This is a genomic window from Paracoccus sp. J56 (assembly GCF_019633685.1).
Classification (GTDB): domain Bacteria; phylum Pseudomonadota; class Alphaproteobacteria; order Rhodobacterales; family Rhodobacteraceae; genus Paracoccus; species Paracoccus kondratievae.
Map to the genome: position 1 here is coordinate 67,584 of NZ_JAFL01000008.1, position 21,514 is coordinate 89,097.

19 protein-coding genes are annotated in these 21,514 nt (G+C 63.2%); 15 read left to right on the plus strand and 4 right to left on the minus strand.

What is annotated here, in order from left to right:
- Nucleotides 1-20 precede the first annotated feature (20 nt).
- Nucleotides 21-530 carry a bifunctional 3-hydroxydecanoyl-ACP dehydratase/trans-2-decenoyl-ACP isomerase gene (fabA, locus tag M511_RS07710; RefSeq protein ID WP_010396008.1) on the minus strand — a complete coding sequence of 170 codons (510 nt, stop codon included), beginning with the start codon at nt 528-530 and terminating at the stop codon, nt 21-23.
- Between the two features lie 231 nt (nt 531-761).
- Nucleotides 762-2,246 (minus strand): MocR-like pyridoxine biosynthesis transcription factor PdxR, encoded by a 1,485-nt coding sequence (gene pdxR, locus M511_RS07715; RefSeq protein ID WP_085501847.1) that lies wholly within the window; start codon nt 2,244-2,246, stop codon nt 762-764.
- A gap of 167 nt (nt 2,247-2,413) precedes the next feature.
- On the opposite strand from pdxR (M511_RS07715), the gene tauA reads away from it, so the two are divergent.
- The 8 genes from tauA to pta all read left to right on the plus strand — a co-directional run bounded on the left by tauA (nt 2,414) and on the right by pta (nt 10,938).
- Entirely contained in the window at nt 2,414-3,433 is a 1,020-nt protein-coding gene (tauA, locus tag M511_RS07720; RefSeq protein WP_085501901.1) for a taurine ABC transporter substrate-binding protein, read from the plus strand.
- A gap of 63 nt (nt 3,434-3,496) precedes the next feature.
- Complete coding sequence (locus tag M511_RS07725; protein WP_085501848.1) at nt 3,497-4,306, plus strand: taurine ABC transporter ATP-binding protein; 810 nt, start codon at nt 3,497-3,499, stop codon at nt 4,304-4,306.
- On the plus strand, nt 4,299-5,126 hold the full coding sequence (locus M511_RS07730; protein ID WP_010396016.1) for an ABC transporter permease subunit: 828 nt from the start codon (nt 4,299-4,301) through the stop codon (nt 5,124-5,126). Before M511_RS07725 ends, M511_RS07730 begins: the two co-directional genes overlap by 8 nt.
- Before the next feature lie 88 nt (nt 5,127-5,214).
- Nucleotides 5,215-5,625 (plus strand): nuclear transport factor 2 family protein, encoded by a 411-nt coding sequence (locus tag M511_RS07735; RefSeq protein WP_010396017.1) that lies wholly within the window; start codon nt 5,215-5,217, stop codon nt 5,623-5,625.
- Between the two features lie 8 nt (nt 5,626-5,633).
- Nucleotides 5,634-7,025: an NAD(P)/FAD-dependent oxidoreductase gene (locus tag M511_RS07740; RefSeq protein WP_085501849.1), complete on the plus strand. Its 1,392-nt coding sequence runs from the start codon at nt 5,634-5,636 to the stop codon at nt 7,023-7,025.
- A 12-nt stretch (nt 7,026-7,037) separates the two neighbouring features.
- Nucleotides 7,038-8,819, plus strand: coding sequence for a sulfoacetaldehyde acetyltransferase (xsc, locus tag M511_RS07745; RefSeq protein WP_085501850.1), 1,782 nt, complete (start codon nt 7,038-7,040; stop codon nt 8,817-8,819).
- A gap of 120 nt (nt 8,820-8,939) precedes the next feature.
- Nucleotides 8,940-9,956 carry a YeiH family protein gene (locus M511_RS07750; protein ID WP_029371998.1) on the plus strand — a complete coding sequence of 339 codons (1,017 nt, stop codon included), beginning with the start codon at nt 8,940-8,942 and terminating at the stop codon, nt 9,954-9,956.
- A 4-nt stretch (nt 9,957-9,960) separates the two neighbouring features.
- A complete protein-coding gene (gene pta / locus M511_RS07755; protein WP_085501851.1) occupies nt 9,961-10,938 on the plus strand; it encodes a phosphate acetyltransferase in 978 nt (325 codons plus the stop codon).
- Here the strand turns inward: pta and pdxR (M511_RS07760) are convergent.
- Nucleotides 10,935-12,401: a MocR-like pyridoxine biosynthesis transcription factor PdxR gene (gene pdxR, locus M511_RS07760; protein ID WP_010396024.1), complete on the minus strand. Its 1,467-nt coding sequence runs from the start codon at nt 12,399-12,401 to the stop codon at nt 10,935-10,937. The genes pta and pdxR (M511_RS07760) overlap by 4 nt on opposite strands.
- A gap of 63 nt (nt 12,402-12,464) precedes the next feature.
- Nucleotides 12,465-13,844, minus strand: coding sequence for a hypotaurine--pyruvate aminotransferase Tpa (gene tpa / locus M511_RS07765; protein WP_010396025.1), 1,380 nt, complete (start codon nt 13,842-13,844; stop codon nt 12,465-12,467).
- 331 nt (nt 13,845-14,175) lie between these two features.
- On the opposite strand from tpa, the gene M511_RS07770 reads away from it, so the two are divergent.
- From M511_RS07770 to M511_RS07800, 7 genes are all read left to right on the plus strand, one after another.
- Nucleotides 14,176-15,387: an ABC transporter substrate-binding protein gene (locus M511_RS07770; RefSeq protein ID WP_139824556.1), complete on the plus strand. Its 1,212-nt coding sequence runs from the start codon at nt 14,176-14,178 to the stop codon at nt 15,385-15,387.
- A gap of 64 nt (nt 15,388-15,451) precedes the next feature.
- Complete coding sequence (locus M511_RS07775) at nt 15,452-16,306, plus strand: branched-chain amino acid ABC transporter permease (RefSeq protein WP_085501852.1); 855 nt, start codon at nt 15,452-15,454, stop codon at nt 16,304-16,306.
- A 2-nt stretch (nt 16,307-16,308) separates the two neighbouring features.
- Complete coding sequence (locus tag M511_RS07780) at nt 16,309-17,286, plus strand: branched-chain amino acid ABC transporter permease (RefSeq protein WP_085501853.1); 978 nt, start codon at nt 16,309-16,311, stop codon at nt 17,284-17,286.
- 1 nt (nt 17,287) lies between these two features.
- Nucleotides 17,288-18,055 (plus strand): ABC transporter ATP-binding protein, encoded by a 768-nt coding sequence (locus M511_RS07785; RefSeq protein ID WP_085501854.1) that lies wholly within the window; start codon nt 17,288-17,290, stop codon nt 18,053-18,055.
- Nucleotides 18,052-18,756, plus strand: coding sequence for an ABC transporter ATP-binding protein (locus tag M511_RS07790; protein WP_085501855.1), 705 nt, complete (start codon nt 18,052-18,054; stop codon nt 18,754-18,756). Before M511_RS07785 ends, M511_RS07790 begins: the two co-directional genes overlap by 4 nt.
- Before the next feature lie 10 nt (nt 18,757-18,766).
- The gene (locus M511_RS07795; RefSeq protein WP_085501856.1) at nt 18,767-20,026 is read left to right on the plus strand and encodes a Zn-dependent hydrolase; all 1,260 of its coding nucleotides are present in this window, start codon (nt 18,767-18,769) and stop codon (nt 20,024-20,026) included.
- On the plus strand, nt 20,023-21,507 hold the full coding sequence (locus M511_RS07800) for a M81 family metallopeptidase (protein WP_085501857.1): 1,485 nt from the start codon (nt 20,023-20,025) through the stop codon (nt 21,505-21,507). The genes M511_RS07795 and M511_RS07800 overlap by 4 nt, the downstream gene beginning before the upstream one ends.
- The last annotated feature ends 7 nt before the right edge of the window (nt 21,508-21,514 follow it).

The following is a 21,514-nucleotide window of genomic DNA, read 5'->3' on the forward strand; positions in this document are numbered from 1 at the left end:
GCGTGCTCCTGGTTCCTGGGTCAGGCGGCCGACAGGGCCACCTTCATATCCTTGACCTCGTAGATCGTTTCACCGTCGGCCTCGACGCGGCCGTCGGCAACGCCCATGGTCAGTCGGCGGGTCTGGATCGCCTTGGTAAAGTCGACGAAATAACGCAAAAGCTTGCGGTCGGGGCGTACCATGCCGGTCAGCTTGACCTCGCCCACACCCAGCGCATAGCCGCGCCCCTGCCAGCCGCGCCAGCCAAGGTTAAAGCCGGTCAGCTGCCACAGCCCGTCAAGACCCAGACAGCCGGGCATGATGGGGTTGCCGGGGAAATGGCACGGAAAGAACCAAAGCTCGGGGTGAATATCGAATTCGGCGACAACATGGCCTTTGCCGTGCAGGCCACCCTCGGCCGAGATATCGGTAATGCGGTCCATCATCAGCATCGGCGGTTCGGGCAATTGGGCATTTCCGGGGCCGAACAGCTCGCCACGGGCGCAGGCCAGCAAATCTTCCTTGTCAAAGCTGGTCCGTGTCATCGTCATGCGCGTCTGTTCTCCTCGATCCGGCATTGCGTTGCTCATGCTGTCCGTGCTGCTGTCGCCGGGCAACGCCCTGCACGAAACCTGACCTTCGATCTATCATTCCGTCGCGGCAAGGCGCAAGGGCGCAGGGGGTGTTGATGATCGGGCCCTCTGTCGCACCCACCTGTATATTGGAAAGCCCCCGCCGGTTTCTTCTTTCGTGTAAAAATATCCATTAATAACAGTGCATCGTCAGGCCGCGTGTTCTGCCAATTCACCGGCTCGCCGCGCGATCAGGCCGATCCCAGCCGCAATATCACCGTCGCGGATCGAGGAATAACCCAGACGAAAGAACGGGCAGGGGACCGGCGGGGTCTCGAAAAATACCTCTCCCGGCTCGATCAGAACGCTGTCGTCAAGCAGCCGCGCGGCCAATGCGCCGCTATCGATCCCCACTGGTCCTTCAATCCACAGGCTTGAGCCGCCCGAACGTGCTGCCCCGGCAATGCGCAGGGGTGTGGCAGCCAATGCGTCTTCCATCAACGCGCGACGACGCTTCAGCGCGCCGCGCAGCCGCACGATATGGGCGTCGTAATGCCCTAGCGCGAGAAAATAGGCAGTGATCCGTTGCAGGTGGTTCGGAGGGTGACGCAACATGATCGCCCGTAGCGCCCGCGCCCGCGCAATGAATGGCTTGGGGGCAACCATGTAGCCGATGCGCAGTCCCGGAAACAGCGACTTTGAGAAGCTGCCGATATAGATCACCCGCCCGCTGTGATCGAGCGATTTCAGCGCCGGGGCCGGTGGGGCAAGATAGGACATCTCGAAATCGTAATCATCCTCGATGATCAGAAAATCCTGCGTGGCGGCGCGGGCCAGCAGGTCGCGGCGGCGCGGCAGCGGCATGGTCGCGCCGGTAGGGATATTGTGACTGGGGGTGACGATCACCAGCCGCGTGTCCTGGGGCAAAAGCTCGGGGTTCAGCCCGCCCTCATCGACGGTCAGAAAGGTCGTGGGACTGTTCGCGCGGCGCAACGTTTCGGCGAAATCGGGGTAGCCGGGATCCTCGGTCACCGCCAGCCGGTCACCCCGGGCAAGCAGTTCAATGGCAATGAAAAGCGCGTTTTGCGCCCCAAGCGTCACCAATACCTCATCTGGCTCGGCCTGAATCCCGCGCCGGGGCAGTGAGTGCGAGCAGATATAGTCGATCAACATCGGATCGTCGGCGCCGTAAAGATCCGAAGCAAGTTCGCCAAAGTCCCGCGTCCCCCAGGCCCGTCGTGCGCAGTCGCGCCAGGCGTTGTGGTCAAACAGCGCCGCATCGCTTTGCCCATAGATGAAGGGATAGCGAAAATCCTGCCAGTTTGAGGGCTTGCGGATCACCCGCTGACGCGGCACCTCGCCTGCAAGCCAGCGGTCCCAGTCAAGAGCGGTCTGGCCGGGCAAGGATCTGGCGGCCCTCAGCCGGCGATGGGGGACGGTTGCGGCGACCATGACGCCGGAACGCGGCCGGGTCTCCAGATAACCCTGGCTGATCAGCTCCTGATAGACCAGCGTGACGGTCATCCGTGACAGGCCCAGCGATTCGGCCAGCCCCCGGGTTGAGGGCAGCCGTGTGCCCGGCCGCGCCCGTGTCTCAAGGATCGCCCGTACGATGGCGGCTGCCAGCCGCGCCTGCAACGTCCCTGCCTCGCTGTCGCGCAGGAAGTACATCTCGACGGGGATTCGGTCGCTCATCTGGACTTATCTTTCCTTTTAACTGGACATATCGTTACGCTCCGTCACCTGCAACATTTTGCCGCATAAGCAGCCGCTGAGAGCTGTCCCGTGTCAGGGAGATTTGTCCGGGCGAAAAGCCCGGTCACGTCGCAGGACCAACAACGCAAAGACAGGGAGTCATGACAATGACCAGCATGGACCGGGCCGGAACGTTTCTGGCCGCGATCGCGCTTGCCGCAGGGCTGGGCCTTGCAGGGCCGGCCGGGGCCGAAACCACGGTGGTGGTGGGCTATCAGCAGATCGTCGGCCCCTTTATCGCCGCCATTGCCGATGGGCGGCTGGACGCCGCTGCCGAAAAGGCGGGCTACAAGATCGACTGGCGGCAGTTCTCATCGGGCGGGGATATCTCGACCGCGCTTGCCTCGGGCAATGTGCCGGTGGGGGTGCTGGGCTCGACCGGGATCGCCGCTGCCACCACGCGCGGGGTTGAGTTCGAGCTGTTCTGGATCCTAGACAATATCGGCAAGGCCGAGGCGCTGGTCGCCCGCAAAGGCTCGGGCATCGAAAGCACTGCCGACCTGACTGGCAAGAATGTCGCGGTGCCTTTTGTCTCGACCTCGCATTTCCATCTGCTGGTCGGCATGGACCAGGTGTGGAAGATCGACCCGCGCGGTGTGAACATCCTGAACATGAAACCGCCGCAGATCCTTGCGGCCTGGCAGCGCGGCGATATCGACGCGGCCTATGTCTGGCCTCCGGTGCTGACCGAACTGATGAAAGAGGGCAAGGTCATCGCCGATAGTGAGGTGATCGGCGCGGCAAGTGTCCCGATCTTTGACGGGCTGGTCGCGGATAAGGATTTTGCCGCCAGGAACCCTGCATTCATGGAGGCGTTCACCAGCACGCTGGCCGAGGCTTATGCCGATTACAACGCCAATAAAGCGGCATGGACGGCGGATTCCCCGCAGGTCGCGGGTATCGTCAAGATGATCGGCGGCGACCCCGCCGGCACAGTCGAGGCGCTGAATATGCTGACCTTTCCCGACGCGGCCGAACAAGCATCTGAAAGATGGCTGACCGGCGGTGCGGAACGGGCACTGGGCGAAAGCGCGCGATTCCTTGCTGAGCAAAAGCAGATCGACCGCTCGCTCGACGATTATGCCCCCTTTGTGAACGCAAGCTACGCCAGTGCCGCTGCGCAATAGCCGTCCCGATCCCATCCGCAGAAAATTCCGCGCTGCAAACCCTCGTTCTGAAGGATCGCCGAGATGCAGACACTGAAAGTTTCAAACGTCAGCCTGATCTATCCGGGCCATCACCAGGGCGCGCCGATCACCGCGCTCAAGGGTGTCGACCTTGAAGTCAAAAGCGGCGATTTCGTCGTCGCCCTGGGGGCTTCGGGTTGTGGCAAGACCACGCTGCTGAACCTGATGGCGGGGTTCATGGCCCCCTCGTCGGGACAGATCACGCTGGGCGACCGCCCTGTCACCGGGCCCGGCGCTGACCGGGGTGTCGTGTTCCAGAAACATGCGCTGCTGCCCTGGCTGAACGTGATCGACAATGTGGAATTCGGTCTCAAGCTGCAGGGCGTGGACGCCAGGACCCGGCGAGAGCGTGCGGTCAGGAACCTTGCTTTGGTTGGCTTGCAGGATTTCCACAACCAGATGATCTATCACCTGTCGGGCGGCATGCAGCAGCGTGTCGGCATCGCCCGCGCGCTGACCTGCGATCCGGCCATGCTGCTGATGGACGAGCCGATGGCGGCGCTGGACGCGCTGACCCGCGAGACGGTGCAAGAGCTGTTGCTGCAGATCTGGCAACAGACCGACAAGATGTATTTCTTTATCACCCACAGTGTCGAAGAGGCGCTGTTTCTCGGCTCGCGGCTGATCGTCATGTCACCGCGTCCGGGGCGCATCACCCATACCTATGAGCTGGACTTCAACCGCCGCTTTCTGGCCGGGGGCAATGCCCGCGCCATCAAGTCCAGCCCTGACTTCATCGAAATGAGGGAGCAGATCCTTGGCATCATCTATGGTGACGAACGTGCCGCCGCGCGGGAGAAGGTCCATGCTTGAGCGGTTGACAAGGGCGCGCCCGGCCCGGCCCGGTGTCTCTTACGGGGCGCCCGGGGATGGCTCCAGCGCGATTATCAGCCTGGCCACGGCGCTGGTACTGATTGCGCTGTGGTTTCTGATCACCGGCATGGGCTGGGTCCGGCCGCTGTTTCTGCCCTCACCCGGGGCGGTCTGGGACAAATTTGTGCTGGCCGTGACCGAGGGCGTATCGAACTCGACCCTTGTACAGCATACTCTGGCCAGCCTTGGCCGGGTGCTGGGGGCCTTTTTCCTGGCGCTTGTCATCGCGGTGCCGGTTGGCATTCTGATGGGGGTGAACCGGGTGGTGCGGGGTCTGCTTGACCCGGTGATCGAGTTCTATCGCCCGCTGCCGCCGCTGGCCTATCTGCCCCTTATCATCATCTGGTTGGGCATCGGCGAGTTTCCCAAGATATTCCTGATCTTCCTTGCCATCTTTGCACCCATGGCGATTGCTGCGCGTTCGGGCGTGCGCTCTGTCTCGACCGAGCAGATCCACGCCGCCTATGCGATGGGGGCCAGCAGGCTGCAGGTGATCCGGCATGTGATCCTCAAGGCTGCGCTGCCTGAAATCTTTACCGGCATGCGTATCGGTATCGGGGTCGGCTGGACCACGCTGGTCGCGGCCGAGATGGTGGCAGCGCATCGAGGCCTGGGCTTCATGGTTCTGAACTCGGCCGAATATCTGGCAAGCGATGCTGTGATCATGGGGATCATCGTCATCGGCGTGCTGGCCTTTGCCTTTGACCTGCTTATCCGCCGCATCGAACGGGCACTGATCCCGTGGAAGGGCAAGATCTGACCGTCCCGACCTGAGAACCGGAAATTTTTACCAGAACTGTCCCGGAGGTGCGCCCGCGTGCCGCCGACCGGGGAAGGAGTATCCAGAAATGACCCGTAAGCTGACTGCTGATGATCTGAAGGCCACTTTCGACGCCTTTAACCGCCATGACATCGACGGGGTGATGACCCATTTTGCCCCGGACTGCGTGTTCTACACCGTGGGTGGTGAGTACGAATACGGCAACCGGATCGAGGGTAAGGCGGCCATCGCCAGTGCTTTTCAGGCGGTCTGGACGACAATGCCGGACGTGCAATGGGCCGATCACACGCATTTTCTGTCCGGGGATGGAACGCGCGGGGTCAGTCAGTGGACCTTTCGCGCCACCAACCCCGACGGCACCCGGATCGAGGTGCAGGGCGTGGATCTGTTCCGCATCCGCGACGGGCTGATCGTTGAAAAACAGGCGCTGCGCAAGCAACGCCCGGCGATCCCGGCCATGGTCTCTGCCACGAAATGAGGGCCGCCATGCAGGCTATCGAAAAACGTGCGGGCTCGGTCCCATTCGACCCGTTCTATGACCCGATGACGACGCGGGGGTTGGGACCGCGCAGTGACTACGCGCCGACCTACTGGATCGGAACCGCAGGTCCTCCGCCCGCAGATGACGGGCCGGTCACGCGTGACATGGATGTCGATGTGGCGGTGATCGGTTCGGGCTATACGGGCCTTTCCTGCGCCATTCATCTGGCACGGATGCATGGCATCAAGGCCACCGTGCTTGAGGCGAACGGCGTTGCCTATGGCTGCTCGACCCGCAACGGCGGGCAGGCGCAGATCAGTGCCGGCCGGCTTAAGCGCAGCCAGTGGATCGAACGCTGGGGCCTTGATACAGCCCGCCGCCTTCATGCCGAAATCTGCGAGGCTTTTGCCCTGTTCCGGAACCTGATCAGCGATCCGCTGATCGACTGCGACCCACAGGATGGAGGGCATTATTATATCGCCCACAAGGCCTCGGCCATTCCGGCGCTGGAACGCGAGGCCGCTCTTTTGCGCGATACCTTCGGCTATGACGCCCGGATGATCTCACGCGATGAGCTGCACCGCTCGGTCGTGCGCGACATGGAGGCGCATGGCGCCATGTGGGAGGCAGACGGCGTCGGCATCCATGCCGCGAAACTGGCCTTTGGCTATCTGCGGCTGGCGCGCGAACTGGGTGCAACCGTGCATACCGACAGCCCGGTTCAGGGGTGGGAATACAAGGGCGGCGTGCATTACCTGCGCACCCCTGGCGGGGTGGTGCGGGCGCGTCGGGTGGCGGTGGCGACGGCGGCCTATGCGCCGCGCGGTCTGCATCTGCGGCTTAAGGACCGGCTGATGCCGATCATGTCGAACAGCATCGTCACCCGGGTCCTGACCGGGGATGAGTTGCAGGTGGCCGGCATCCGCAAACTGTCGCCGCTGACCGATACGCGCACGCTGCGCCATTATTACCGGCTTTTGCCTGACAACCGGCTGCAAATCGGATCGCGTGCTGCAATCACGGGGCGCGATGCGGCGAATCCCGCCCATCTGCATGCACTGCAAGAGGGGATGTATCGCAAGTTCCCCGCCCTGCGCGGGATCGAGCTTGATTACAGCTGGTGGGGCTGGGTGGACGTCAGCCACGACATGATGCCGCGCATTACCGGCATGCCCGATCTGCCGGGGGCGTTCTATGCGCTCGGCTATGGCGGTAATGGCGTGATGTATTCGGCCATGGCCGGGCGGCGCATGGCGCAGCTCGTGGCCGGAGAAAGCCTGCCCGACCTGCCCATCTTTAACAGCGAGTTGCCGCATGAGGGCTGGAGGACGCCGTTCCGGCGCCTCGGCCAATGGGGCCTCTACAAGATCTATCACTTCCGCGACGAGCGTAGATAAGGAGCCATCGCCATGCGCATGACGACAGAGGAATCGTTTATCAAGGTTTTGCAACTTCACGGGATCGAGCATGCCTTCGGGATCATTGGTTCGGCGATGATGCCCGTCTCGGACCTGTTCCCGCGCGCCGGGATCCAGTTCTGGGACTGCGCGCATGAAACGAACGCCGGGATGATGGCGGATGGGTTCACGCGCTCGACCGGCAAGATGTCGATGGCGATCGCGCAGAACGGCCCCGGCGTGACGGGCTTTGTGACCGCGGTCAAGACTGCCTACTGGAACCACACGCCGCTGTTGCTGGTGACGCCGCAGGCTGCGAACCGCACCATAGGGCAGGGCGGTTTCCAGGAGATGGAGCAGATGCGTCTGTTTGCCGATTGCGTCTGTTATCAGGAAGAGGTCCGCGACCCCGCCCGTATCCCCGAGGTGCTGAACCGGGTGATCATGCGTGCCTGGCGCAGCTCGGCCCCGGCACAGATCAACATCCCGCGCGATTTCTGGACGCAGGTGATCGACGTTGAACTGCCTCAGGTGGTTGAGTTCGAGCGTCCGGCGGGCGGCGAACAAGCAGTGGCCGAGGCGGCGCAGCTGCTTTCCGAGGCGCGCTTTCCGGTGATCCTGTCGGGCGCGGGTGTGGTTCTGTCGGGGGCGATCCCTGATCTTGTGCGGCTGGCTGAGCGTCTGGATGCGCCGGTCTGCTCGAACTACCAGCACAATGACAGCTTCCCGGGCAGCCATCCACTGGCCATGGGGCCTTTGGGCTACAATGGCTCAAAGGCGGCGATGGAGACCATTGCCCGCGCCGATGTGGTGCTGGCGCTTGGCACCCGGCTTAACCCGTTTTCGACGCTGCCGGGCTATGGCATCGACTACTGGCCGAAAGGGGCCCGGGTGATCCAGGTCGATATCAATGCCGACCGCATCGGGTTGACGCGTCCGGTTTCGGTCGGGATCCAGGGCGATGCGGCCAAGGTGGCGCGCGGCATCCTTGACCGGCTTGCCCCCGGGGCGGGCGATGCCGGACGGGCCGAGCGGCGGGCGCTGGTTGCTCAGACCCGCTCTCGCTGGGCGCAGGAACTGTCGAGCCTTGATCACGAAGAGGACGATCCGGGCACCGAATGGAACGCGCAGGCGCGTCAGCGCGATGCCGGACTGATGAGCCCGCGTCAGGCGTGGCGGGCGATCATGCAGGCGGTGCCGAAGGATGCGATCATCAGCTCGGACATTGGCAATAACTGCGCAATTGGCAACGCTTACCCCAGTTTCGAGGCGGGCCGGAAATATCTTGCTCCGGGCCTGTTCGGACCTTGCGGCTATGGTTTCCCGGCGATCCTCGGGGCCAAGATCGGCAATCCCGATGTGCCGGTCATCGGCTTTGCCGGGGACGGCGCCTTTGGGATCTCGATGAACGAGATGACGGCCTGTGGGCGCGAGGACTGGCCCGCGATCACCATGGTCATCTTTCGCAACTACCAATGGGGTGCGGAAAAACGCAACACGACCCTGTGGTATGACAACAACTTTGTCGGGACCGAGCTGAACCGCGAGGCCTCCTATGCGCGCATCGCCGAGGCCTGCGGGCTGGTCGGTGTTCAGGTCACCGGCACCGAGGCGCTGACAGCCGCGCTGCACGAAGCGATAGAGCGGCAGATGCAAAAGGGCGAAACGACCTTCATCGAGGTGCTGCTTAACCAGGAACTGGGCGAGCCTTTCCGCCGCGATGCGATGAAAAAGCCGGTGGTCGTGGCGGGCATAGATCCTGCCGACATGCGGCCCCAGCAGGGCGCTGTCTAAGGCGCCCGGACGCGCCCGGGCCCGAATGCGGCAGGCGCCGCCGGGCCCGGTTTCCCCATATCAAACTTTCCGGCGCGACACGCTTCGCGCGGGTCCCGGCCCTGCATTGTGGTGATGACGATGATGACCTCCATGTTCCCTTCGCGCAGCCTTCTGGCTGAGGTTTTTCCGGGCTTTGCGGTCTCGGCGCTGGTCGCTGCCACAGCGCAGTTTCTGTCGGATCATTACGGAGCGCCAGCGATGCTGCTCGCGCTGCTTTTGGGTCTGGCGCTGAACTTTCTGGCCGAAGATGGCACCCGCACCGCACCCGGCATTGCCTTTACCGCCCGCACGGTGCTGCGGCTGGGGGTGGCGCTGCTTGGGGCGCGGATCTCGGTCGATATGCTGACGGCACTTGGGCCGCGCTCGATCGCGCTGGTGGTGGCCGGGGTGGTGCTGACGATCCTGTTTGCGCTGGTGGTCGGCCGCCTTGCCGGGCGTGGCTGGCGCTTTGCGCTATTGACCGGTGGTTCGGTCGCGATCTGCGGGGCCTCGGCCGCTATGGCCATTGCCGCCGTCCTGCCGCGCCATGAAAAATCTGAACGTGACCTGGTCTTTACAGTCCTGTCCGTCACCGTCCTTTCGACCGTGGCAATGGTGATCTATCCGATGCTTTCGAACGCCTTTGGTTTCACCGCGCGCGATTCTGGCGTGTTTCTGGGTGGGACCATCCATGACGTTGCGCAGGTGGTCGGTGCTGGTTTTTCAATCGGTCCCGAGACCGGAGAGACCGCGACGCTTGTCAAGTTGATCCGAGTCTCGATGCTTGCGCCGGTGGTGCTGTGCATATCACTGGCGATCCGGGCACGCGGGCTGGCCGCGCGCGATGAGGGCAAGGCGCCACCGCTGCTGCCCGGCTTTGTCATTGGTTTTCTGGCGCTCGCAGCGATGAACAGCGTGGGGATGATCCCGCAGACGGTATCTCAGGCGGCGGGGCAGCTGTCGCGCTGGGCGCTGCTGATTTCCATTGCGGCGGTCGGGATCAAGACCTCGCTTGGCAGGATGCTGGAGGTCGGGACGGGCGCCATCGCGCTGATCGTGGCCGAGACCGTTTTTCTGGGCGCTTTCGTGGTCGCCGGCCTGCATTTTCTGGGATGATAAGATGAAACCGCTTGATCGTATCCGTGAAACCGCCCGTGCCCAGAACCGGCATATCATCCTGTCCGAAGGCGATGATCCCCGCGTGGCCGAGGCCGCCCTCCAACTGACAGATCAGGGGCTGGCCCGCGTTACCCTGATGGGCGGGCCTGATATCCCCGGCCTGCACCGCATCGACCCGGTCTCGGCGCCGGATCTGGCCGAACTGGCCGATCATTGGCATCGGTTGCGTGCGCCCAAGGGCATGACCGCCGCCCGGGCGCTGGATGAGATGCGCGACCCGGTCCGCCAAGCAGCCATGCGTGTGCGGCTGGGGCAGGCTGACGGGACAGTTGGTGGCGCGGTCGCGACCACCGCCGATACGGTGCGCGCTGCCTTGCAGATCATCGGCCGGGCCCCCGACGCGGGTATCGTGTCGAGCTTTTTCCTGATGCTCTCATGCGGCCCGGGCGCACCGATCAAGGGCGGCATGATCTTTGCCGATTGCGGTCTGGTTATTCAGCCCGACGCCGAAGAGCTGGCCTCGATCACGTTATCCGCCGCGGCCAGTTGCCGGCAATTGCTGAAGGAAGAGCCCAGAGTCGCGCTTTTGTCCTTTTCCACCGCTGGTTCCGCCGACCATCCCAGCCTTGAGCGCCTGCGTGAGGCTTTGGCGCTGATCCGCGGCAAAGCCCCAGGTCTTGAGGTCGATGGCGAGATGCAGTTTGACGCCGCGCTTGACGATGCGATCCGGGCGAGAAAGGCGCCGGGATCCCGGCTGACCGGACGGCCGAATGTCTTTATCTTTCCAGATCTTGCCTCGGGGAATATCGGCTACAAGATCGCCCAGAGACTGGGTGGGCTGACGGCTATCGGTCCGATCCTGCAAGGTCTTGCCCGACCGGCAAATGACCTTTCGCGCGGTTGTTCGGTTCAGGACATCGTTGACGCCTGCGCTGTGACCGCCGTGCAGGCCGGGGCGGCAGCAAAGGTGCCTGCCTAGCCGGTCAGTTCACGCAGGGTATCGGCGATGCGGCGCATCCCTTCGGGAATGCGCTCGGACGAGATCGAAGAATAAGCCAGACGGAAAAAGCCCCGCCCTTGGCCCGGGACAGCAAAGAAAGGCGCCCCCGGTTCGATCAGCACCTCGCGCTTTTTAAGGAGCCCGGCAAGTGCGGCGGAATCGACGCCTTCGGGCGTGGCCAGCCAAAAGCTTGACCCGCCCGTCGCCTCGGGCGAGGCAAGGCGCAGCCCCTCTTGCGCGATGGCCGCCAGCATCACCTCGCGCCGCCGGGCAAAGGCGCGGCGCATCCGGTTCGCCTGTGCGTCGTAATGCCCAAGCGACAGGAAATGCGCCAGCGTACGCTGCATATGGCCGGGTGGGTGGCGCAGCATCATGCCGCGCAGCGCCCGCGCCTCGGCGATGAAGCGCGGGTCGGCGACCAGATAGCCCAGCCGCACACCCGGAAAGACTGATTTCGAGAATGAGCCGATATAGATCACCGCGCCCGCCCGGTCGATGGCCTTCAGCGCGGGCGAGGGGGCGCCGGCAAAGGACATCTCGAATTCGTAATCATCCTCGACCACCGCAAAACCCTGTGCCTGCGCCCGTGCAAGCAGCGCCTTGCGACGGGACAGGGGCATGGTCGAATTGGTCGGGCATTGATGGCTGGCGGTGGTAAAGACCGCCGCCACTCCGGGCGGGATCGCATCGGGCGGCAGGCCGTGGCGGTCAACGGGCACTGGCAGGATACGGGCGCGGCTGGCAAGCAGGATCTCGCGCTGGCCGGGGTAGGATGGGTCTTCGATCGCGCAAGAGGCCCCGGGTCGCAAAAGCACCTGCGTGACCAGCCACAGCGCGTTCTGCGCTCCCATGGTCAGCAAGATCTCGTCACGCCCGGCACTGATGCCGCGCCGGGGCAGGATCTGGCGGGCGATGTGGTCGATCAGTTCGGGGTCATCGGCGTCATAAAGGTCGCCGGTCAGGCTGTCGAATTCGCGCCGGCCAAGCGCTCGCATGGCGCAGTCCCGCCAGGCGGCATGATCAACCAGCGCCGGATCGGCCTGACCATAGACAAAGGGAAAGGCGTAGCGGTGCCATTCCCGTTCACGGTCACGGCGGGCAGCGCGGGCAAAGCGCCCTTCCAGCTTGTCGTCCCAGTCAAAGCGCGGTGTTGATGCGGCCAGAGGTTCGGCCTCAATCCGCCGCTCGATACTGTCCGAGATGTAATGCCCCGAACGGTCGCGGCTGGTCAGGTAATCGGTTGAAACCAGCTCGGCGAATGCCTGCGCCACCGTCACCCGTGCAACGCCCAGATGACGGGCCAGTGCGCGGGTCGAGGGCAGTTTCTCGCCAGCGCGGAAATGTCCGGCTGTCACGGCGGCGATGATCTGGCGGCGCAGCTGGACCTGCAGGGGCAGGCCAGCGGCGTGGTCCAGAAAAAAAGCGTCGGGAGGAATCGTCATGGGGTGATCCGCGGCGGCTGACGGGGTCCATCAGTTCCCCGAATGCCGTCGCGGATCAAGTGCTCAGCCAAGGACCTTGGTCAGCGCGTGGTCGATGGTGTCAGTAATGCGGTCGATGTCATCGGCGGTGGCGATCAGCGCAGGCGACAGGCACAGGGTATTGTTCAGCCCGGGCAGTGAGCGGTTGGTCGCGCCGATGATGACGCCCTGCGCCAGACATTCGGCGACCACGGCCTGCACGCGTTTTTCGTCCATCGGCTCTTTCGAGGCGCGGTCCGAGACCAGCTCGGCCCCGCAGAACAGCCCCTTGCCGCGCACATCGCCGATCACGGCATGTTTTTCCATCAGCCCATGCAGATTGGTCATCACCCGCTCACCCATACGGGTGCAGTTGTCGAGCAGCCCTTCGTCCTCGATGATGCGCATATTCTCGATCGCGGCCACAGGCCCGGCGGTGCAGCCGCCGAAGGTCGAGATGTCACGGAAATAGCTCATCCCGTCCTCGGGCGCGTCTTTGAACATCTCAAAAACGCGCTCGGTCGTGACGGTGCAGGAAATCGCCGCATAGCCCGAGGCGACGCCCTTGGCCATGGTGACGAAATCGGGTTCGATCCCGTATTGCTGATAGCCGAACCAGGTGCCGGTCCGCCCGAGCCCGCAGACCACCTCATCAATATGCAGCAGGATGTCGTATTTGCGGCAAATCTCTTGCACGCGCTGCCAATAGCCTTCGGGCGGGGTGATGACGCCGCCACCTGCGGTCACCGGTTCAAGCACGATGGCGCCGACGGTGTCCGGACCTTCGCGCAGGATCACCTCTTCGATGGCATCGGCGGCGCGCTCACCATAATTCTCGACGTCCCACTGCTTGCGGTATTCAAGGCAATGGGGCACGCGCACGAAACCGTCGGGGTAGGGGCCGTATTGCATTGCCCGCTGATCCTGACCCGAGGTCGCCAGCGTCCCGATGGTCGTGCCGTGATAGTCGCGGTCACGGTAAAGGATCTTCCACTTTCTGCCGCCATGATGACGCGCTGCGATCTGGCGCACCATCTTGTAGACCTTTTCATTCGCCTCGGACCCCGAGTTCGAATAATAGACCCGGCTCATTCCCGGCATCTTTTCGATCAGTTTCCGGGCAAAGACGGCGCCCGGTACCGTGCCTGCCGCGCCCGCGTAATAGTTCAGCTTGATCAACTGGTCGCGGATCGCATTCGCGATGCTTTCACGGCCATAACCGACGTTCACCGTCCAGACGCCGCCCGACACCGCGTCAAGGAATTCACGGCCGGTCGCATCCCACAGCCGCATGCCCTTGCCTTCGACAAAGACGCGCGGGTCGATGGTCTCATACTGCTTGTGCTGGCTTAGGTGGTGCCAGACATGGCTGCGGTCGGCGGCGACCACGTGGGACATGTCATTGGGGTTCAGATCAAGCGTCATGGCCGGATTCCTGCGATGAAGGGTTTATTCCTGACTGCGCCCGAATGCGGCAAAGAGATAGAGCCAGTTTAGGGCGATGTATGGGGCCAGTTTGCTGCGACGGGGGTCGAATCAGATGACATCCTCTGCGTCAGACGTGGATTTCACGACTGCTGTTTCTGCGGGCGCAAAGGGTCACGCTGCGCCGCAAAAGCAGTCAGACAATTGTTTTTCATGGAAAATTTATGCTGCTCCGGGTCAAACCATTTATAGACAGATAATCCTATCTATACGTATAGTTTTGAAAGTTGCCTCCCCAAGAACCAATGCAACGCCAACAACAGGGTATCCCATGATTAACCGTCGTCGTTTCCTGACCACGTCCACTCTGGCCGCGGCCTCGCTGGCTGCGCCGGGTCTTGTCTCCCGCGCCCTTGCCCAAAGCGAGGCATTGAAGATCGGCGTGCCGGTGCCGATTTCGGGCGCTTTTGCCGCCAATGGAAAGTTTGCCACGATCGGTGCGGTTCTTGCTGCCGAAGAGGTGGCGGCCGCCCATGGTATCGAGGTCTCGACCCTTGATCTTGACACCGAGGGGAAACCCGCAACCGCCGTGCGCAAGGTTCAGGACGCGCTGGCGCAAGACGGGGTCAAGCTGTTCGCCGGTGGCATCCTGTCCTCGGAATCGCTGGCCATGGGCAAGGAGGTCGAGCGCGGTGGCGGGGCCTTTATGACCACTGCCGGCGCGGATGAGATTACCGGCGTCGATTGCAACAAGGCCACCTTCCGCTGGTCGGTGCCGACCTATGGTGCGATCAACGAAACCGTGCGCCCGATTATCGACGCGCTGCCCGATGCCAGGAAGTGGTACACGATCACGCCGCAATATGTCTTTGGTGACGGGCTGTTGAATGCCGCCAAGGCGGTGTTTGAGGAAAAGGGCATCGAACATGTCGGCAACAGCTATCACTCGCTGACGGACAAGGAATTCTCGGGCTATCTGACCAATGCGATTGCCGCGCAGCCGGATGTGCTGCTGGTGCTGAACTTTGGCGCGCAAAGTTCGGACACGCTGCGGCAAGCGGTCAGCTTTGGCCTTAAGCAGCGTATGACCATCGTGGTGGCATGGGCCTCGGGGCTTGAGCAGTTCGAGGCGCTGGGGCCTGATATCTGCGAGGGCGTCTATTTCGGTGCGCAATACTGGCATGGCGCCGACACCGAGCTGAACCGCCAGCTGGTGGCCAAAGTCCAGGAAAAGCACGGCTTCAATCCCAACTACTCATTTGCCGGCAGCTACATCCTCAGCAAGCTGCTGCTTGAGGCAGCGGTCAAGGCGGGCTCGCCCGACGGGGCAGGGGTCGCCGAGGTGCTGAGGGGGCTGAAATACCAAGGCCTGACTGGCGAAGAGGAAATCCGCGCTGCCGATCATCAGGTGATCAAGGATTACTACCTGCTCAAGGGCAAGGCCAGGGCCGATATGGCCGACAAAGACGACTATGCCGAGATCATCAGCTCTGGCAAATCCTTCCTCTCGCCCGAGGAAGCCGGCTGCAAGATGCCCGCCTGAACCCCCGCCTGCCCGCGCGATCCTGGTCGCGCGGGGCCTTTCCGCCCGGTTTCAGGAGAAGCCCGTGATCTACCTTTTTCAGGTTCTGAACGGCATCGGTCTGGGGATGCTGTACTTCCTGCTCGCCGTTGGTCTCAGCGTCATCTTCGGCCTGCTGCAATTCGTGAACTTTGCCCATGGCGCTTTTTACCTGCTTGGCGCCTATCTGACCTATGATCTGACCATGCGTGGTTTCAGTTTCTGGCTGGCCATGCCGCTGGCCACGCTGGCTGTCGCCGGTATCGCCGCGCTGATCGAGGCGGTGCTTTTGCATCGCATCTACAAGCTGCCGCATACTTTCCACATTCTGGTGACCGTGGGCCTTGCGCTGATCGTGCAGGAGCTGGTCATCATCGCCTGGGGGCCCTTGGGCGGCTCGGTCCCGGCGCCTGCCGGGTTGCAGGGCGTCTTTATCATGGGCGATTTCATCTATCCGCAATACCGGCTGTTCACCATCGCCTTTACCGCCGTTCTGGCCGGGCTTTTGTGGTGGCTGCTTGAGGGGACGCGGCTTGGGGCCATCGTGCGGGGCGGCTCCGAGTCGCCCGCGAATATGGCGCTGCTTGGCTATAACACGCTGCGTATCAACACCGCCGTCTTTGGCTTTGGTGCCGGGCTTGCCGGGCTGGCCGGGGCGCTTGCCGCGCCGATCCGGGGGGTTGAGCCGTTCATGGGCGTCGAGGCGCTGTCGGTCGCTTTCGTCGTCGTCGTGATCGGGGGCATGGGCAGCTATACCGGTGCGCTGGTCGCGGGCCTGCTGGTCGGCGTCGTGCAAAGCGTCATGACCACGCTGTGGCCCGAAGGGGCACGGCTGATGATCTATGTCGGCATGGCACTGGTCATTGCGCTGATGCCGCGCGGCCTGCTGGGGAGGGCATGAGCATGAACCCGCTCGATAAACCTCCTGTTCAGCTGGGGCTGGCGCTGCTGACCGTGCTGGTCCTGCCGCTGGTGCTGAAATCCGGCATCCTTGCGACCGAGATCCTGATCTTTGCCATGGTCGTCGCGGCGTGCAACCTGCTGCTGGGCTATACCGGTCTTCTGTCCTTTGGTCAGGGCATCTTTTTCGGAATCGGGACCTATGCGGCGGGGATCTGTCTGACGCGCTGGTCGATCCCGGTGCCTGTGGTGCTGGGCGGCGCGGCGCTGCTCGGTGCGCTGACGGCCACGCTGGTCGGCTGGCTGTCGATCCGCCGGCAGGGCGTATATTTCGTCATGCTGACGCTGGCTTTTTCGCAGCTGTTCTATTTCGTCGCCTATACCTTCAGCGACCTGACCGGCGGCGATAACGGCCTTTTGGGCGTCCCTCGTCCCTCGGTCGGGGGCACGGCGCTGAATACACCTTGGGCCTATTACACCTTTGTCGCGGTCTGCTTTGTCGCGGTCTTTGCCTTGCTGGTGATGGTCACTCAATCGACCTTTGGCCGCACTCTGATCGCCATTCGTGAGAATGAGGGCCGCGCCGCCGCCATCGGCTTTCCGACCCGGCTGTTCAAGATCGAGGCCTTTGCTATCTCGGGTGCGGTCACCGCCTTTAGCGGCGCGTTGCATGCCATGCTGATCGGCGTCGCACCCCTGTCGAACATTGAATATCACACGAGTGAGCTGATCCTGATCATGACCATCATCGGCGGCAGTTCCAGCCTGTTTGGCTCGGTTCTTGGGGCGGGGTTCTATCTGCTGCTGGCGGATGCGCTTTCGACCGTCTGGCCGCGCTGGCTGCTGCTGCTGGGTCTGGTGCTGGTTACCGTGGCGCTGTTCTTGCAACGCGGGCTCTGGGGTCTGGTCGAGCGCGGCTACGACCTGATCTTCCGCCGCGGCCGCAGCATCGACAGCGAAACCCCGGCCAAGGAGCATTGAGATGACCGGCATCGCCTTGCAAACCCATGGTCTTGGGGTCAAATACGGGACCTTTCATGCGCTGGCGGATGTGGATTTGCGGATCCGCCGCAACTCGGTCCATTCGATCATCGGTCCGAACGGAGCGGGCAAGACCACGCTGTTTCATGCCCTGACCGGGCGGGTGCGCGCCTCATCGGGCCGGATCGAACTGGACGGCCGCGACATCACCAATACTTCGGATGATGACCGGGTGCGGCTGGGGATCGCGCGTTCCTTTCAGGTCACGAGCCTGTTTCCGAACCTTTCCCTGCGCGAGAACCTGCGCCTTGCCGCACAGGGGCGCACGCCGTGGCAGGCGCTTGCCCCATGGCGGCGGGCCGAAAGCAACCGCGAGGCGCTGGCGACCGCAGATGAGGTCATCGGCCGGCTGGCCCTTGGCGCGGTTGCCAACCGGCTTGCGGGCGAGCTGTCGCATGGTCAGCAGCGCCGGCTGGAGGTCGGCATGGCCATGGCATCGCGCCCCCGGGTCATCCTGCTTGATGAGCCGACATCGGGTATGGGCATCGACGATATCGAGGCGATGAAGCAGCTGATCCGCGACCTTGGCCGCGATCATACCGTGCTGTTCATCGAACATAACATGGGCATCGTCATGAACATCTCGGACATGGTCACGGTGATGCGGCTGGGACGCAAGCTGGTCGAGGGCACTCCGGCCGAGGTTCGCGAAGACCCCGAGGTGCAGCGCGCCTATCTGGGCAATATGATCACGGGGGATATCGCATGAGCGCCGCGCTGCGACTGACCGATCTGCACAGTTATTACGGTAAAAGCCACATCCTGCAGGGTGTCTCGCTGGAGGTGGGACAGGGCGAGATCGTGACCCTGCTTGGCCGCAACGGCGCGGGCAAAAGCACGACGCTGAAATCGGCTGTCGGCCTTATTACCCCACGTCAGGGCCGGATCGAGCTGGATGGCCGCGACATCACCGGCCAGCCCGCCCATCGCATTGCCGCCGCTGGCCTGTCGCTTGTCCCCGAAGATCGCGGCATCTTTCAGCTGCTGACGGTGGAAGAGAACCTGCGCATCGCCGAAAGGCGTGGCTCGCCCTGGTCTCTGGCCGATATCTATCGCATCTTTCCCCGCCTGCATGAACGGCGCCGGAATGGCGGTGGCCAGTTGTCGGGGGGTGAGCAGCAGATGCTTTCCATCGCGCGGGCACTGCTCAACGGTCCCAAGGTGCTGATGCTTGACGAGCCGGTCGAGGGGCTGGCCCCGATCATCGTCGAAGAGATTGTCGCCCAGATCCGGCTGATCCGTGAGGCGGGGGTGCCGATCCTGCTGGTCGAGCAGAACCTTGCTGTTTGCAGCCAACTGGCCGACCGGCACTACATTCTGGAGCTTGGCCGTATCGTGCATTGTGCCAATGCCAACGAGTTCCGCAACGATCCCGATACGATTGATCGCTATCTGGGCGTGAAGGCATAAGGAAAACACCATGTCCAACCTGACAATCGATGCCGAAAGGCTGTGGGGCAGCCTGATGGAGACTGCACAGATCGGGGGTACCCCCGATGGTGGCATCGCCCGGCTGACGCTGTCCGACGAGGATCGCCGCGTGCGCGACTGGCTGCGTGCGGAATGTGATGCGCTGGGGTTAAGCCTGACCGTGGACGAGGTGGGCAATATGTTCGCCACCCGTGCCGGTACCCGCACCGATCTGCCCGCCATCGCCATGGGCAGCCATCTGGACACTCAGCCGACCGGGGGCAAGTTCGACGGTGTGCTGGGCGTGCTGGCGGGGCTTGAGGTGCTGCGCACGCTTGATGCGGCGGGTTATCAGACCGAAGCGCCGCTGATGCTGGTCAACTGGACGAACGAAGAGGGCTCGCGCTTTTCTCCGGCCATGCTTGGCTCGGGCATCTGGGCGGGGGTCTATAGCCGTGAATATGGTGACGGCCGCACCGATCCGACCGGCGACAGCTTTGGCGCAAGCCTTGACCGCATCGGTTATCGTGGCAAGGCCAGGGCCGGCTCGGTCAGCTTTGGCGCGATGTTTGAACTGCATATCGAACAGGGCCCGATCCTGGAGGCCGAAGGGGTCAGGATCGGCGTGGTGCAGGGCATTCAGGGTATGCGCTGGTTTGACCTGACACTGACCGGGACGGCGGCACATACCGGCTCGACCCCGATGAACATGCGCCGAAACGCATTACTTGGCATGGCGCAGGTGATCGAGGGGATCGACCGTATTGCCAAAGCGCATGAGAACGCTGTCGGCACCATCGGCTTTCTGGACATCATCCCCAATTCGCACAACGTCATTCCCGGAGAGGTGCGGGCAACCATCGACCTGCGCCACCCCTCTGATGAAGTGTTGGACCGCATGCAGGCAGAGGTCGAGGTGCTGGTGCGCAAAGCCGCCCAAGCGGTTGGGCTGGAGTACCGGTTTGAACAGATCTCGCGCACCGCACCGGTGATCTTTGATCCGGAATGCATCGCCTCGGTGCGGGCAGGGGCAAAGGCTGCGGGATATGACACGCGCGACCTGATCTCGGGCGCGGGTCATGACGCGGCCCATGCAGCGGCCAAGGTCCCGACGACGATGATCTTTGTGCCCTGCAAAGGCGGGCTTAGCCATAACCCCGCCGAGTCCACCTTGCCCGGGGAATGCGCCGCCGGTGCTCAGGTCCTGCTGGAGGCGGTGCTGGATTATGACCGCCGCATGGCCGAGGCCCGCAAGGAGGTGGCTGCATGACCCGCCTCGTGCTTGCCCGACTGAACCACGAAACGAACAGCTTTTCCCCCGTCAGGACGCCGCTTGCGGCCTTTGCCCCGAAATGGGGTGCTGAGGCGCTGGCGGCGGCGGACGGCTATTCCGCCGCCATCGGTGCCTTTCACGCCTTTGCCCGCCGCATCGGAGCCGATATCGAGGTGCCCCTGGTCGCCCATGCCATGCCCTCGGGCCCGGTCGAGGATGACGCTTTCGAGGCCATGGCCCAGGCGATCCTGACTGCGGTCGAAAAGGGCTGCGACGGTATCTTGCTGGATCTGCATGGCGCCATGGTCACGCGCAGCCATGATGATGGCGAGGGTGAGCTGTTGCGCCGTGTCCGTGCCGCCGCGCCCAAGGTGCCGATCGGCGTGGCGCTGGACCTGCATGGCAATATCACGCCAGCAATGCTTGAACATTGCGACGTGATCGTCGGTTTCAAGACCTATCCCCATGTCGATATGGTCGAGACCGGCGAACACGTCGTGCGTCTGTTCGAGCCTTTGCTTGCCGGTGCGCCGCGTCCGGCGATGGCGCTGTGTCATCCGCCGATGCTGGCCGCGACCCTGTGCATGAACACCGCCACCGACTGCGCCATGACCGATCTGGTCGCCTTGGCGCGGCAGGCCGAAACGCGCCCCGGTGTGCAGGCGGTGACGGTTTTTGGCGGTTTCCCCATCGCTGACCTGGCTGAAACCGGGCTGTCCATCGTTGCTGTGGCTGACAGCCCCGGACTTGCCCATCAAGTCGCGCAAGAGCTTGGCCGCGAAGCATGGCGGCGGCGCGCGGAATATGTCTATTCCGAAGAGCCCTTGCCCCAATCTGTCGCCCGCGCCGCTGCGCTGGCAGATGGCTTGGCGCCGGTGCTGCTGCTGGATCATGGCGACAATTGCATGTCGGGCGGCAGTTGCGACGTGATGGACGTGCTTGAGGAACTGCTGGCGGCCGGACAACAGGGTATCTTGGTCGGCCCTGTCGCTGATCCGGAAACCGTGGCCAAACTGTTTGAGGCGGGGGAAGGGGCCGAGGTAGAGATTGCGCTTGGTAACAAGACCCCGGCCGAGGGGCTGCCCGCGCCGCGTCCTCCCCTGCGGCTAAGTGGTCGGGTGCTGGCGCTTTCTGACGGGCGCTACCGGGTCAGCGGCCCGATCTATCATGGCCAGGTGCTGTCGATGGGGCGCACCGCCGCCTTTGACACCGGCAAGGCACGCATTATCATCTGCGAAGACCCGCATGAACCGCTGGATCTGGGCTGTTTTGCCTGCGTCGGTCTTGATGTGTCCGGCGCGCGCTTCCTGCATCTGAAATCGCGCATGTATTGCCGCCCGGTGTTTGAGCCGCTGGCAAGCGCGGTGGTAGAATGCGCGAGTTCCGGGGTAACTGCTTCGGATTACGATCTCTTTGCTTTCAAAAAGCTCAGCCGGCCCATATATCCGCTGGACCCTGAGACAAACTGGTTAGGTTAAGAGGTCG

Excerpts from the sequence above, each read along its gene's own strand:
- fabA (WP_010396008.1), bottom strand. The coding sequence starts at position 530 with ATGACGATGACACGGACCAGCTTTGACAAGGAAGATTTGCTGGCCTGC.
- pdxR (WP_085501847.1), bottom strand. The coding sequence starts at position 2,246 with ATGAGCGACCGAATCCCCGTCGAGATGTACTTCCTGCGCGACAGCGAG.
- tauA (WP_085501901.1), top strand. The coding sequence starts at position 2,414 with ATGACCAGCATGGACCGGGCCGGAACGTTTCTGGCCGCGATCGCGCTT.
- M511_RS07725 (WP_085501848.1), top strand. The coding sequence starts at position 3,497 with ATGCAGACACTGAAAGTTTCAAACGTCAGCCTGATCTATCCGGGCCAT.
- M511_RS07730 (WP_010396016.1), top strand. The coding sequence starts at position 4,299 with ATGCTTGAGCGGTTGACAAGGGCGCGCCCGGCCCGGCCCGGTGTCTCT.
- M511_RS07735 (WP_010396017.1), top strand. The coding sequence starts at position 5,215 with ATGACCCGTAAGCTGACTGCTGATGATCTGAAGGCCACTTTCGACGCC.
- M511_RS07740 (WP_085501849.1), top strand. The coding sequence starts at position 5,634 with ATGCAGGCTATCGAAAAACGTGCGGGCTCGGTCCCATTCGACCCGTTC.
- xsc (WP_085501850.1), top strand. The coding sequence starts at position 7,038 with ATGCGCATGACGACAGAGGAATCGTTTATCAAGGTTTTGCAACTTCAC.
- M511_RS07750 (WP_029371998.1), top strand. The coding sequence starts at position 8,940 with ATGATGACCTCCATGTTCCCTTCGCGCAGCCTTCTGGCTGAGGTTTTT.
- pta (WP_085501851.1), top strand. The coding sequence starts at position 9,961 with ATGAAACCGCTTGATCGTATCCGTGAAACCGCCCGTGCCCAGAACCGG.
- pdxR (WP_010396024.1), bottom strand. The coding sequence starts at position 12,401 with ATGACGATTCCTCCCGACGCTTTTTTTCTGGACCACGCCGCTGGCCTG.
- tpa (WP_010396025.1), bottom strand. The coding sequence starts at position 13,844 with ATGACGCTTGATCTGAACCCCAATGACATGTCCCACGTGGTCGCCGCC.
- M511_RS07770 (WP_139824556.1), top strand. The coding sequence starts at position 14,176 with ATGATTAACCGTCGTCGTTTCCTGACCACGTCCACTCTGGCCGCGGCC.
- M511_RS07780 (WP_085501853.1), top strand. The coding sequence starts at position 16,309 with ATGAACCCGCTCGATAAACCTCCTGTTCAGCTGGGGCTGGCGCTGCTG.
- M511_RS07785 (WP_085501854.1), top strand. The coding sequence starts at position 17,288 with ATGACCGGCATCGCCTTGCAAACCCATGGTCTTGGGGTCAAATACGGG.
- M511_RS07790 (WP_085501855.1), top strand. The coding sequence starts at position 18,052 with ATGAGCGCCGCGCTGCGACTGACCGATCTGCACAGTTATTACGGTAAA.
- M511_RS07795 (WP_085501856.1), top strand. The coding sequence starts at position 18,767 with ATGTCCAACCTGACAATCGATGCCGAAAGGCTGTGGGGCAGCCTGATG.
- M511_RS07800 (WP_085501857.1), top strand. The coding sequence starts at position 20,023 with ATGACCCGCCTCGTGCTTGCCCGACTGAACCACGAAACGAACAGCTTT.